At 69.0% G+C, this 12186-nt stretch carries 11 protein-coding genes; 4 read left to right on the top strand and 7 right to left on the bottom strand.

The window, feature by feature from the left end:
• Positions 1-45: 45 nt before the first annotated feature.
• On the top strand, positions 46-1134 hold the full coding sequence (locus WS49_RS09940; RefSeq protein ID WP_059527292.1) for a glycosyltransferase family 9 protein: 1089 nt from the start codon (positions 46-48) through the stop codon (positions 1132-1134).
• Positions 1135-1330: 196 nt separating this feature from the next.
• Entirely contained in the window at positions 1331-2509 is a 1179-nt protein-coding gene (locus WS49_RS09935; RefSeq protein WP_059527289.1) for a glycosyltransferase family 9 protein, read from the top strand.
• 172 nt (positions 2510-2681) lie between these two features.
• Here the strand turns inward: WS49_RS09935 and WS49_RS09930 are convergent, their stop codons facing one another.
• The 3 genes from WS49_RS09930 to WS49_RS09920 all read right to left on the bottom strand — a co-directional run bounded on the left by WS49_RS09930 (position 2682) and on the right by WS49_RS09920 (position 5834).
• Complete coding sequence (locus WS49_RS09930; protein WP_059527286.1) at positions 2682-3962, bottom strand: O-antigen ligase family protein; 1281 nt, start codon at positions 3960-3962, stop codon at positions 2682-2684.
• A gap of 133 nt (positions 3963-4095) precedes the next feature.
• A complete protein-coding gene (locus WS49_RS09925) occupies positions 4096-4938 on the bottom strand; it encodes a glycosyltransferase family 2 protein (RefSeq protein WP_059527283.1) in 843 nt (280 codons plus the stop codon).
• A 143-nt stretch (positions 4939-5081) separates the two neighbouring features.
• Positions 5082-5834, bottom strand: coding sequence for a glycosyltransferase family 2 protein (locus WS49_RS09920; RefSeq protein WP_059527280.1), 753 nt, complete (start codon positions 5832-5834; stop codon positions 5082-5084).
• A gap of 223 nt (positions 5835-6057) precedes the next feature.
• Here WS49_RS09920 and msbA point away from each other — a divergent pair, with 223 nt between their 5' ends.
• Together msbA and WS49_RS09910 are read left to right on the top strand one after the other, a co-directional pair.
• Positions 6058-7809, top strand: coding sequence for a lipid A export permease/ATP-binding protein MsbA (gene msbA, locus WS49_RS09915; protein ID WP_059527277.1), 1752 nt, complete (start codon positions 6058-6060; stop codon positions 7807-7809).
• Positions 7810-7897: 88 nt separating this feature from the next.
• The gene (locus tag WS49_RS09910; protein ID WP_059527274.1) at positions 7898-8290 is read left to right on the top strand and encodes an RcnB family protein; all 393 of its coding nucleotides are present in this window, start codon (positions 7898-7900) and stop codon (positions 8288-8290) included.
• Positions 8291-8348: 58 nt separating this feature from the next.
• Here WS49_RS09910 and WS49_RS09905 read toward each other — a convergent pair whose 3' ends face one another.
• From WS49_RS09905 to WS49_RS09890, 4 genes are all read right to left on the bottom strand, one after another.
• Positions 8349-8927 carry an FUSC family protein gene (locus WS49_RS09905; protein WP_059527271.1) on the bottom strand — a complete coding sequence of 193 codons (579 nt, stop codon included), beginning with the start codon at positions 8925-8927 and terminating at the stop codon, positions 8349-8351.
• A 30-nt stretch (positions 8928-8957) separates the two neighbouring features.
• Complete coding sequence (locus WS49_RS09900; RefSeq protein WP_059527268.1) at positions 8958-10217, bottom strand: MFS transporter; 1260 nt, start codon at positions 10215-10217, stop codon at positions 8958-8960.
• On the bottom strand, positions 10214-11179 hold the full coding sequence (locus WS49_RS09895; RefSeq protein WP_059527265.1) for a PRC-barrel domain-containing protein: 966 nt from the start codon (positions 11177-11179) through the stop codon (positions 10214-10216). Before WS49_RS09895 ends, WS49_RS09900 begins: the two co-directional genes overlap by 4 nt.
• Before the next feature lie 325 nt (positions 11180-11504).
• Positions 11505-11840: a YggL family protein gene (locus WS49_RS09890; protein ID WP_059527263.1), complete on the bottom strand. Its 336-nt coding sequence runs from the start codon at positions 11838-11840 to the stop codon at positions 11505-11507.
• Positions 11841-12186: the final 346 nt, after the last annotated feature.

The following is a 12186-nucleotide window of genomic DNA, read 5'->3' as shown; positions in this document are numbered from 1 at the left end:
CGGTCGGTACGCGACGATAAAAAAACCGACAACACGACCACAACAATGGCCAACGGGAAACCGACGAGGCGGATCCTCGTGATCCGGATTGATTTTCTGGGCGACATGCTGTGCACGACCGCTTTCCTCGGCGCGCTGAAACAGCGCTGGCCCGGTGCGGAACTGCACGTGGTCGCGAACCGCTACAACGCGGCCGCGCTGGCCGGCAACCCGGACGTGGACGCGGTCCATACCTACGTGTACAGCCGTCAGTGCGAGCGCAATGACCGCCCGGGACGGATGCGCGCGCTCTTCGACCGGCTGCGGCTCGTGCGCCGGCTGCGCCGCTTGCGGTTCGACCTCGTGGTCGTGCCGAACGGCGGCATGCATCGCAGCAGCATCCAGTTCGCGCGGCAGCTCGGCGTGAAGGATTGCCGCTGGCACGATGCCGATTCAGAATTCGACGATCGCAAGCCCGAACACGTCGCGTCGCGGCCGATGTGCCATGAGGCGCTGTCGGGATTCCGGCTCGTGCCCGAGCTCGGCCGCACCGGGCTCGACGGTCTGGAGCTGTCGGTCCACCCGGACCGCGCGCTGCAGGAAACGTGGTATCGGCTGCTCGGGCCGCGCACGAAGCCGCGCGTCGGGCTCTTCGTGTCGAACAAGGCGGCCGAGCGGCGCTGGCCGGCCGATCGATGGCGCGACCTCGCCCGGCGGCTCGCACCGCTCGCCGACGTGATCGTGTTCCGCGATCCCGCCGTGTCGGCCGCGGCCGACCACGACACGTGGCGGGACGTGGACGCCCGGCATGTCGCGCCGTCGTCGGTCGCCGAGCTGGTGGCCGCCGCGAGCCTGCTCGACGCGATCGTGTCGGCCGACAGCGCGCCCGTGCATCTCGCGTCGGCGCTCGGCGTGCCGGTCGCCGCGCTGTTCGAGGACCGTCCCGAGAAATACCGGCGCTGGCATCCGCTCGGCGTGCCGCACATCATCCTGCGGGCCGGCGCGACGGTCGACGCGATCGGCGTCGACGCGCTCGAGCGCGCGGTGCTTCATCTGTTGATGCCGGCCGGACAGCCCGAAGCAGCGATGGACGGCGCGGTGCGGCTTCCGGCTACTGCCTTCGCGGCACCTGCAGTCGACGCAATCGTTTCGTAGCCACCGGGACGCCAGGCGGCACGATGGCCGCAAACCCCGCCGTGCGCGGCGCGTCGTTGTCTGCCGCGATACCGGACGGGTGCCCCCAATTTCCGACCGCGACGCGTTGTCGACGCCTGCGCCCGACGCCACGCCACCGGCCGCAAAATCCTGTACATTGCGAGCCTTGTCCAGCCAGCTAGACGGAACGATCGCCGTGGCCCTGTTTTCTTCCGCCCGCCCGCCCAGAACCATCCTCGTCGCAGCCCCGCGCCGTATCGGCGACGTGCTGCTGACGACGCCGCTCGTGCGTTCGCTGAAGGTGCGCTGGCCCGACGCGCAGATCGACATGCTGGTGTTTCGCGGCACCGAGGGCGTGCTGGAACACAACCCCGACGTGCGGCGCGTGATCGTCGTCGCGCAGCGTGCGGGATTCCGGGAGCGTTTGCGCGACGCGCTGTCGATGTGGCGCCGCTACGATCTCGCGTGCGCGGCGCTGAGCTCCGACCGGCCGCGTTTCTACAGCTGGTTCGCCGGCCGCAAGCGCGTCGGCCTCGTCGATCCGAACCGCGTCACGTGGCTGACTCGAATGATGCTGAACGGCATCGCAATCAATCATCACGAATCCGCGCATACGGTCGTCAGCACGCTCGCGCTTGCACCGGTGATCGGTATCGAGCCGGTATCCGAGGTCGTCGCGCCGGGCATCGGCGACGATCCCGCGCGGCGCGCGCGATTCGACGCGTGGCTGGCCGAATCGCCGGCAGTCCGCGACGGCAAGCCGCTCGTCGTGCTGCATCCGTATCCGATGTTCCGCTACAAGCAATGGCGGCTCGAGGGCTGGGTTGAGATGATCGAATGGCTGCGCGCGCAGGGGTTTGCGATCGCGCTGTCGGGCGGCCCGGCCGATCGCGAGCGCGAGTACGCGGAGCAGGTCGCGGCCGAGGCGGGCGGCGACGTGCTGAATCTGGTCGGCCGCCTGACGTTCGGCGAAAGCGCGGAACTGGTGCGGCGTGCACGGCTCTTCATCGGGCCCGATACGGGCGCGACGCACGTTGCGGCCGCGACGGGCACCGACACGATCGCGCTGTTCGGTCCGTCCGATCCGGTGCGCTGGGGGCCGTGGCCGCAGCACTGGCCGGCGACGGAGAACCCGTGGGCGCTGCGCGGCTCCGCGCGGCACGGCAACGTGTGGCTGCTGCAGGGCGAGGGCGATTGCGTGCCGTGCCGGCACGAAGGCTGTGAGCGCCATGTCGACAGCCATAGCGACTGCCTCGTCAATCTCGGCACGCAGCGTGTGAAGGCGGCGGCAGCCGAGATGCTCGGGCTGAATCCGCCGGGCGCCGCCGATGCGGTCGTCGACACGTCGCGCTTGCATCGCGCGCGTTCCGACTGACGACGCCTGAAGGCCTGACGTTTCCTGATTCGAAAAGCGGGGGAGCGGCGACGCGTCGACGGCGCGCGGCCGTGTTTCCGGCAGCGGCGCGCGTGCGCCGCCACCGCAGCCTGAGAGGCTGAAGCTGCGGCGGGCGCCAACGCGGATCGCGTGCCGCCCGTCGCATGATGCGTTACGCGCTGCGCCGGATCGCCGACGTCTCGCGGGGCAGTGCTTCGTTGCGCGCGCCGCAGCCGAGCAGGATGCCGGCGAGCAGCACCAGCAGGTGACCTTCGGCGAAATCGAGCAGCAGCGAATTCGCGAGGCTGCCGATCGCGAAGATCGCGAGCCACGCGAGCAGCAGCTGCCGCGAACGCGGATCGAGCGCGCGGCTGCCGCGCGCGATCTGCACGATCAGGTTCAGGAACAGCAAGACGCCGAGCGTGCCGAGCTGCACGGCCATCAGCAGGTATTCGTTATGCGGATTCGACGTGAGTTGCCCTTCGGCCGCCGTCTTGCCGGCCGTGAGCTTCTCGAATTCGAATTCGAGGCCGCCCGCACCGTAGCCGATCACGGGACGCATGCGATACAGCTCGAGCCCCTTCTTGTACCACTCGAGACGCAGCCCGGTCGACGTGACCGCATCGGTCTGCCGATACTGCTGCACTTCCGACACGACCTTCAGAAGCCGGCCGTTGTGTACCGTGCACGCGGCGACGACGAGCGCGACGCCCGCCAGGACCAGCGCCCCGGCGGCGAGCCCCGCGCGCAGCGCCGACTGGCGGCGCATCAACAGCACGAAACGCACCGCGACGACGAGGATCAGCAGCAGCGCGATGACCTGCCCGGTGCGTCCCTGCAGCATCACGAACACGTTGATCAGCGACCACGCGGCGACGCCGGCATACGCGGCGCGCGACAGCCCGGTGCGGGCCGACAGCGCGAGGTCGGCCGCCTGGTAAAACAGCAACGCGCCGAACATGCCGGCCGCGATGTGGTTCTTGAACACCCAGGCACGCGACAGCGGCAGTTCGGTCGCATGCGCGGGGCCGATCGCGGTCAGCCCGAGATAGTTGGTGGTCGACAGCAGCAGGATCACGCATAGCGTGCCGAACCACGCGCGTCGCACGATCGGTGCCCAGTTCGAATGGCGGAAGGCGAGCACGGCAAACGGCAACAGCAGCAGCTTGTCGTACTTGGCGACCCAGTTCCACGCCTTCGGGTGCGGCGCGACCGTATAGGTGACGCTCGCGGTCAGCGCCGCGAGGATCAGCAGCGCCGCGAGCGACGCCGGTTCGGTGACGAACGTGCGCAGGTCGCGCCAGAATTCGGGGGAGATCACGAGCGCGGCCGCGAACAGTCCGCAGAACACGTTGGTCAGCGCGGTCGAGACGGGCACCATGCACAGCGCGATGACGGCGAAGGCGCGGGCGGCGGTCAGGCGCCGCGTGGCGGGAGCGGAAAACGAAAGCATCGGAACCTGTCGAATGGACGAATGCGGCATGCGGGCACCGTGCCGCGCGCCGCGCGTCCCGGCGGGACCGCGCGGGACGAAGCGCGCAGTATACGCGAAGCGGCGGGCGTTTCTTTACCGTTTCCGGGGTCGATCAGCTGAATGCGCGCTTGATCCGCGAGCGCAGCAGTGCGCGCTTCAGGCGCCCCTCGACGGCCGGCGTGTCGAGCGCGAGTCGCGAGCCCGCCGGCTCGCCGCGATGCAGGTAATAGCGGTCGAACGTGGCCTGCGTCATGCCCCATTTGTTGAGGAACTGGCGGCGGCCATCGTTCTTGACGATCTTGCCGGTGCTCTTCTGCTGGAAGTGATAGACGAGGCTGTCGCCGACGCCGAGGAAGATCCGGCAGCCGGCGTCCCAGAATTTCATAGAGAAGTCGTTGTCGCTGCTCATCCCCGGCGACAGCTCGCTGCTGTAGCCGCCGATGCGGTTCCACCAGTCGCGGTGCACGAGCGTCGGCGGCCAGGTCGAGCCGAGCCAGTCCGCGCGCGCGAGCCGCGGCGTGGCCGCGACGAGGCCGGCCGCGTCGAACTGTTCGGCGTCGCGGCCGAAATTGCTGACGACGACGCACGGGTTGCGCGTGTCGACCGGCTCGACCATCGTGCCGGAGAGCATGAACAGGTCGGTCGGCATCTGCTCGATGCGCCGCACGAGCGCCGCGTCCCAGCCGGGGCAACAGTACATGTCGTCGTTCATGTAGACGACGTAGTCGCGCGTCGCGCGCGCGGCGGCCAGGTTCACCGCGTGGCAGATGCCGATGTTGGCCGGCGATGCGGTGTGCTCGATGCCTTCGCTGCGCACCCAGTCGAGCGTGCCGTCCGAGCCGTCGTTCACGTGCACGATGATCTGGTGGTCGTACGCCGAATGACGGCGCAGGCTGTCGACGACGAGCTTGAGGTACGGCAGGTTGTTCCAGGTCGGGATGATGATGGAGAACATGGCGGTCGGATTCGGTGGTCGTCGTGTCGGCGGCGCGTGGCGCGGCGCCGCACTCGGGCGCGCATGGCGCGCGGGCAGCCCGGCATTGTAACGCCGGGCCGGCCGCATGCCGGCGGCGTCAGGGTCGGGGCAGGGGCGCGCGCTCAGCGGGCCGGCTCGTGGCCGAGCTTCAGGAACCGGTAATACACCGTTTCCGCGTTGAACACGGCGATCATGAAACCCGCTCGGCCGTCGAGAAACCCGCGCCGCAGCACATAGGTCCGCACGAACGCCCATGCGCCGCGCGCGAGCGCCTTGCCGAAGCCGCCGCGCTGGCCGGCCGCGCGGCGCTGGCGCGCGCCGGCCGTCGAATACGCATCGAGCTTGCGCACGACGGTTTCGAAATCCTCGTACGAATAGTGCATCAGCTTGCCCGGCAGCCGCTGCGCGGGCGTGTCGAACACGAGCCGTTCGTGCACCAGGTCGTCGGAGAAGCGGGCGGTGCCGCGCCGGAACAGGCGCGGCACCCAGTCGGGATACCAGCCGCTGTGGCGGATCCATTGGCCGCAGAAGCTCGACAGCCGGTCGAGCGCATAGACCTGCGCGGCCGGCGCGCGGATGGCCGCGCGGATCGACTGCGCGAGTTCCGGGCTGACCACCTCGTCGGTGTCGAGCGACAGGATCCAGTCGGTGTCGAGGGCGTCGAGCGCGCGGTTCTTCTGCGGGCCGAAGCCCGGCCAGTCGCGCTCGACGATCACGCGGGCGCCGTGCGCGCGGGCGATCGCGACGGTATCGTCGGTGCTGCCGCCGTCGATCACGACGACGTCGTCGGCGAAGGTCAGCGCGTCGAGGCACTGCGCGAGCCGCGCGGCCGCGTTGAGGGCGATGAGGGCGACGCCGAGGGTGGGTTCTGCCATGAAATCGTCGAAAAGGCGGAGAAAACGGTGAGCGGCAGTATACCCGCGCGCCGGCCGGCGGCCGCTTCGGCGACGGCCATGCCGGCGCAGGCGGTACAGCTATAATGTTGGGCCTTTTTCGGCACCCGCCGGACGGGGTGAATTCCGGGCAGTCACGCCCCGGGCGCCGCGTCGCGGCTCAAGAAGGATTGCCTTGGAAACCCAGAACACTCTTCGCAAACCGATGGACGGCACCGGTACGTCGCCGGTCACGGTCCTCAAGCGCCTGTGGCCGTACATCCGGCCGCTCATCGGCATCGTGCTGCTCGCCGTGATGACGATGGGCGTCGTCGCGGCCACGGAAGCCGGGATCCCGGCGCTGCTCAAGCCGCTGCTCGACCACGGCTTCGGCTCGCACGGCAGCGACCGCGCGAAATGGTACGTGCCGATCGCGGTGATCGGCCTCGCGCTGGTGCGCGGCGTGTCGCAGTACACGTCCAACTACCTGCTCAACTACGTGTCGAACCGCATCCTGCTGCAGCTGCGGCTCGAGATGTTCCAGCGGATGATCCACACGGGCGCGTCGTTCTTCCAGCGCGAGACCGCGAGCACCGTGATCAACGCGATCGTGTTCGAGGTCAACCAGATCCTGTCGGTGCTGACCGGCGTGATGGTCACGCTCGTGCGCGACTCGCTGACCGTGGTGTTCCTGCTCGGCTACCTGTTCTACCTGAACTGGCGGCTCACGCTGATCGTCGCGGTGATCCTGCCGGGCATCGGCTGGCTCGTCAGCAAGATCAACCGTCGCCTGCGCCGCCTGAACCGCGAGCATCAGACGCTGACCAACGAGCTGTCGTACATCGTCGAGGAGACGGTCGGCGGCTACAAGGTCGTGAAGGTGCACAACGGCGAAGCGTACGAGATGGACCGCTTCACGACGATGAGCAAGCGGCTGCGCGGCTACGCGATGCGCATGACGATCTCGGGCGGGCTCGCGCAGCCGCTGACGCAGTTCCTCGCGTCGATCGCGCTCGCGGTCGTGATCACGATCGCGGTCGTGCAGTCGACCAACGACCAGACGACGGTCGGCGGCTTCGTCGCGTTCGTCACGTCGATGCTGCTGGTGATCTCGCCGCTCAAGCACCTGATCGACGTCAACCAGCCGCTGCAGCGCGGGATGACGGCCGCCGAACTGATCTTCGGGCTGATCGACGAGCCGGCCGAGCCGCAGGGCGGCGGCCGTGCGCTGCCGCACGCACGCGGCGAGATCGAATTCCGCGACGTGTCGTTCGACTACGGCGCCTCCGAGCGGCCGACGCTCGACCGCATTTCGTTCAAGGTTGCGCCGGGCGAGATGATCGCGCTCGCGGGGCCGTCGGGCAGCGGCAAGACGACCCTCGTCAACCTTCTGCCACGTTTCTTCGATCCGACGGGCGGCGCGATCCTGGTCGACGGCGTGCCGGTGGCCGACTACGACCTCCACGCGCTGCGCGGCCAGATGGCGATGGTCAGCCAGGACGTCGTGCTGTTCAACGACACGATCGCCGCGAACGTCGCGTACGGGCAGGCGCTCGACCGCGCCCGCGTGCAGGCGGCACTCGAGGCCGCGAACCTCGCCGACGCGGTCGCCGCGATGCCCGACGGGCTCGACACGCTGGTCGGCGGCAACGGGATGCGTCTGTCGGGCGGCCAACGGCAGCGGCTCGCGATCGCGCGCGCGATCTACAAGGACGCGCCGATCCTGATCCTCGACGAGGCGACCTCGGCGCTCGATTCGGAATCCGAGCGTCACGTGCAGGCCGCGCTCGAGCGGCTGATGGAAGGGCGCACGACGCTCGTGATCGCGCACCGGCTGTCGACGATCGAGCGTGCGGACCGGATCCTCGTGCTCGAAGCCGGCAAGATCGTCGAAACGGGCAGCCACGACGAGTTGCTGCGCCATGGCGGGCTGTACGCGCACCTCCACCGGATCCAGTACCAGCAGCAGGCGGCGTGACGTCGGATCGGACCCGTGTGCTAGTCTTCATCGGGCAGGTCCGGTTTCGTTGTTTCCGGTTCGACGTGACAACACGGAGGGAAGGGCAATGAAGAAGATGCACGGGATGATGCTGGCCGCGCTGGTCGCGGCGGGTTTCGCAGCGCCGGCCGCGATGGCGCAGGATCACGGCAACGACGACAACCACGGAGACCGCGGCGGCCTGGGCATGCGGCACGGCCACGGTCCGAAGCACATGCCGCCGGGGCAGGCGATGCATCGCGAGGACGATGTGCCGCCGCGCTGGGCCGACCAGCCGCGTCGCGACTGGCACAAGGGCGACCGTCTCCCGGACGAATTCCGCGATCGCCAGTACGTGGTCGACGACTGGCGCGGCTATCGCCTGAGTCCGCCGCCGCGTGGCTATCACTGGGTGGGCGTCGGCGGCGACTACCTGCTCGTGCAGATCGGCTCGGGCATCGTGCTGCGGGTCGGTCCGTAACACCCGCCGCCGATCATCGATTCATCCGGCTGCCGGGGCGTGTGCTCCGGCAGCCGCGTCACTTGTCCTTATCCTTGTCCGCCGCCCGGCGCAACCAGCGCCGCTCGACCCGCGACATCGCCCAGCACACGGCCAGCGCGCAGACGGTGCCGAGCGCCACTTCCCCGAGCCGCATCAGCGGAATGTCCCATAGTGGGCCGTTGCCTGGAAACAGCAGCACGATCGTCGCGGTCACGCCGCCGAGCCGCGCCGCGCTGCCGACGTTCAGGCACCAGCAGCTGACGATCGTGACCGCGACCGCGATCGCATAGGCGACGAGTCGGTCGCCACCGAGCGCGGCGCCCGCGAAGCCGACCAGGCCGCCGATCATCGCGCCGATGAACTGGTCGCGCGACAGCGACATCGTGTCCGAATAGTTGTGCTGCGTGACGGCGATCGCGGTGACCGCCGCCCACACGGCCTGCTCGGTGTGCAGCGCGCGGCCGATCGTGTACGCGAGGCACGCGCCGCAGACGGCTTGCAACGCCATCAGCGCGCCTTGCGTGAGCCGCTCGCCGAAAGTCAGTCCCTTGAACAGATCGAAGATCGACTGCTGGATCTGCTGGCGGGCTTCGTTGAGTGTCCTGATCGTATCCATCGTGTCGGGCCGGGAAGCGGGGCGAGCGCGTCAGTGCGCCTGTTCCGGCGATGCGGCGGCCGGCTCGCCGGTGGTCGCGTCGCCGTTCTCGACGCGCGTTTCCGGCATCGCGAGCCAGACCAGCAGCACCGCGAGCGTGCCGGCGGCGGCGAGCCCGAAGAAGCTGACCGCATTGCCGAAGTGATCGGCGACAAAGCCGGCCACGGCGGTGCTGAGCGTCGCGCCGATTCCGGCCGCGAGCCCGAACAGCCCGATGCACAGGTTGTAGCGACCCTTGCCGCCCGCGACGTCGGCCGCGATCAGCGGCAGCATCACGCCGAACACGGCCGCGCTGATGCCGTCGAGCATCTGCACCGGCACCAGCAGGTAGGGGCTGCTCACGCCGGCGAACAGCAGCGCGCGCACCGGCAGCGCCGAGAAGCCGAGCAGCAGGATCGGCCGGCGTCCCCAGCGTTGCGCGGAGCGGCCGACCCACGGCGATAGCATCGCGACGATCGCCTGCGGCACGATGATGCACGCGGCGATCACGAGCTGCACGTTCTCGCCCATCCCGGCCGTCACTTCGCCGGCCGCGAGGTTGAGCATCGCCGCGTTCGACAGGTGGAACAGCACGACGCACGCCGCGAAGATCAGCATCCGGCGATCGCGCAGCAGCTCGAGCAGCGTCTCGCGCTCCTCGCCTTCGTCGCGGTCGTCGGGTTTCGACGCATGCGGGATCACTTCGTGTGTCGGCTGGATCATCGCGAGCGCGAACAGCGCGGGCAACGCCAGCACGGCGGTCAGCCAGAACACCGCGCGCGCGGAGAAATACTCGCCGGTGAGCCCCATCAGGCCCGCCGCGACCGCGCTGCCGATCGATGCCCAGCGCGCGTTGCGGCCGAGCCGGTCGCCGAGGTCGGCGCGGCCGACCAGCGAGAACGAGATCGCGGCCATCGCGGGCACGAGCATGCAGCTCGCGAAGCCGTGGAACACTTCGGCCGCGATCACCGGCACGATCGTCGGGCTCGACGCGAGCAGCACCGCGGACAGGATGATGGCCGCGATCGCCCACGCGGCCGCGCCTTTCTTGTTCTTCAGCGCGTCGACGGCAGCACCGCCCGGCACCTGGCTGACCATCGCGCTGATCGTGCCGATCGACAGCACCATGCCGATCTCGCCCTGCGTCCACTTGTGCGATGCGAGGTAAGACGCGATGAACGGACCGAACCCGGTTTGAACGTTTGCAACGAAAAAGTTGAGCCAGTCGAGGGCCCGGAGACTGCGAACGCTGACGGAATGCTTGATCGTCATCGGGCGGCACTCGCAGGCGAAGCCGGCGCGGCGGCGGTAACCGGCGGCGAGACCACGACGATCGGCTTGTCGGCCGCGTAGGGCGGCGACGCCTTGATCTGCGCGTCGTTCAGGTCGAGTTGCGGACGCAGCGCCTTGTCGCGCGTGACGAAGCGCAGCGCGCCCCAGCTCGCGGCGATCGAGCGGCGGTCGGTATTGACGAGCCCGCCGAGGTCGAGCACGACGGCCTGCGGTTGCGCGCCGCGGTCGATCAGCACGTCGACGACCCGGCCGATCTTCGTGCCGTTCGGGCGTTCGACGTCGCTGTCGAGCAGCGGCAGACGCGTCGTGGGCGACGCCGCGGCCGAGCCCGACAGCGGCACGGCCTTGGGCCGGGCGGCCGGCGGCAGGTCGCCCGACGGCACGTCGAGCACGATCGGTTCCTGTTTGCCGCCCGGCGTGAAGCGGAACACGTTCCACGGGAAGACGACCTTGCGGTCGCCGACACCCATGAACCCCTGCAGGTTGACGATCATCTCGCGCGGTTTGCCGCTTGCGTCGGTCACCATGTCGACCGCGCGGCCGATCACCTTGCCGTTGCGGCGCGCGACCTCGCTGTCGAGCAGCGCATGGATCTGGGTGCGGTCGAGCGGGCGTGTCGCGATGAGCGGCGGCGGGGGCGGCGGAGGCGGCGTCGGCGATTCGGGGCGCTGCACCGGCTTCGGCTTCGTCACTTCACGGTGCGGCTTCTTCGGCGCTTCCGGTTCCTCCGGCTGGACGAGCGGCGGCACGGGCGGCATCGTCAGCGGTTCGCCGGCGGTTTCCTCGACGGGCTCGACGAGCGCCTCGCTGATCGGCGCGGGCGGATTCTGGGTCGGCAGCAGCCCGCAGCCGGACAGCAGCGCGGCGGCTGCGAGAACGAGGAAAACCGTCGAGGACGGGAACGACATGCGGGATGCGGGAAACGGGAGTCCGCCGCTCATTGACACTCACTCCATGGGTCGGGGGCGGGCCCGGGGGCTCGCGGCTGGCGATGGATGGCGGGTGCGGGCGGCGCACCACGCGAGGTGAGAGTTTAACGTGTCTTCCTTTCAGGACTGATTTATGCGAAGAATCGGGCGCGGGAGGACCGGGAAATGGCGGGGGCGATCGCCGCAAGGGCGGCGTTGGTGGGGCACAACGAGCGCGGCGACCGACCGTCGACGACGGGACGGGCGCCGCACGGGCTTCCGACGGGGCGTTACTTGACCAGCGAGCCGAGCGTCGTCGTCACCGGGGCGCCGTGCGAGGCGCGGAGCAACCGGAACGTCAGGCGTCCGGATACCACGCGTCGGTGAATTCGCTGACCTTGACGTCGGTCAGCTCCGGACGTGCGGCCAGCCATGCACGGACGTTCTCGCGGTCGGCATCGGTCGTCGTGCCGCGCGGCGCGCCGGAGATCACGTAGGCGCCGATCCCTTCGTCGGCGGATGCGACGGTCAGCAGCCCGTTCGCTTCGACGAAATCGATGAATGCATCGATGAGCTGGCCGCGCTCGAGGTCGGACAGCTCGTTGCGGTAATGCGCGGTCGCGTTGAACGCGAGTTCCTGGAACTCGGCGATGTGGAGTTTCTTGCGCTGGCGGCGGTTGTGGCGTTGGCTCATGGTGTTGGATATATAACGCGTTACGTGGAGATCGGTCGCGCAGTGTATCGCATGGCCGTCGGTCCGTCGTGGTGCCGAACTACAACGCACGAGTCGGTTGGCTGACGCATCGACCATGTATCCCTTTGGCTTACTCCCCCGCATTTGCTAAGGACGCCGGAAAGCAATGTCGGAGACGAGGGACGGAGTACAATCGCGCGACCATTGGTCAGACGCTATCCGAGGCGCTGTAATAAAAAAGAAAGGGTACCTATGGGCATGCAGGATTTTGTTGCCGCATTGCGCGGCGGGTTGCTTCAGCAGGACCGGCTGCTGAAGCTCGATACGCCATTGGGCGCCAACGTGC

Source organism: Burkholderia sp. RF7-non_BP4 (genome assembly GCF_001521935.1).
In the GTDB taxonomy this organism is placed as follows: Bacteria; Pseudomonadota; Gammaproteobacteria; order Burkholderiales; family Burkholderiaceae; genus Burkholderia; species Burkholderia diffusa.
This window is presented reverse-complemented; position numbering and strand designations above follow the sequence as displayed.

What these genes read in the sequence shown, in the direction of transcription:
- WS49_RS09940 (WP_059527292.1), top strand. Translation starts at nt 46, where the DNA reads ATGGCCAACGGGAAACCGACGAGGCGGATCCTCGTGATCCGGATTGAT.
- WS49_RS09930 (WP_059527286.1), bottom strand. Translation starts at nt 3,962, where the DNA reads ATGCTTTCGTTTTCCGCTCCCGCCACGCGGCGCCTGACCGCCGCCCGC.
- WS49_RS09925 (WP_059527283.1), bottom strand. Translation starts at nt 4,938, where the DNA reads ATGTTCTCCATCATCATCCCGACCTGGAACAACCTGCCGTACCTCAAG.
- WS49_RS09920 (WP_059527280.1), bottom strand. Translation starts at nt 5,834, where the DNA reads ATGGCAGAACCCACCCTCGGCGTCGCCCTCATCGCCCTCAACGCGGCC.
- msbA (WP_059527277.1), top strand. Translation starts at nt 6,058, where the DNA reads ATGGACGGCACCGGTACGTCGCCGGTCACGGTCCTCAAGCGCCTGTGG.
- WS49_RS09910 (WP_059527274.1), top strand. Translation starts at nt 7,898, where the DNA reads ATGAAGAAGATGCACGGGATGATGCTGGCCGCGCTGGTCGCGGCGGGT.
- WS49_RS09905 (WP_059527271.1), bottom strand. Translation starts at nt 8,927, where the DNA reads ATGGATACGATCAGGACACTCAACGAAGCCCGCCAGCAGATCCAGCAG.
- WS49_RS09900 (WP_059527268.1), bottom strand. Translation starts at nt 10,217, where the DNA reads ATGACGATCAAGCATTCCGTCAGCGTTCGCAGTCTCCGGGCCCTCGAC.
- WS49_RS09895 (WP_059527265.1), bottom strand. Translation starts at nt 11,179, where the DNA reads ATGAGCGGCGGACTCCCGTTTCCCGCATCCCGCATGTCGTTCCCGTCC.
- WS49_RS09890 (WP_059527263.1), bottom strand. Translation starts at nt 11,840, where the DNA reads ATGAGCCAACGCCACAACCGCCGCCAGCGCAAGAAACTCCACATCGCC.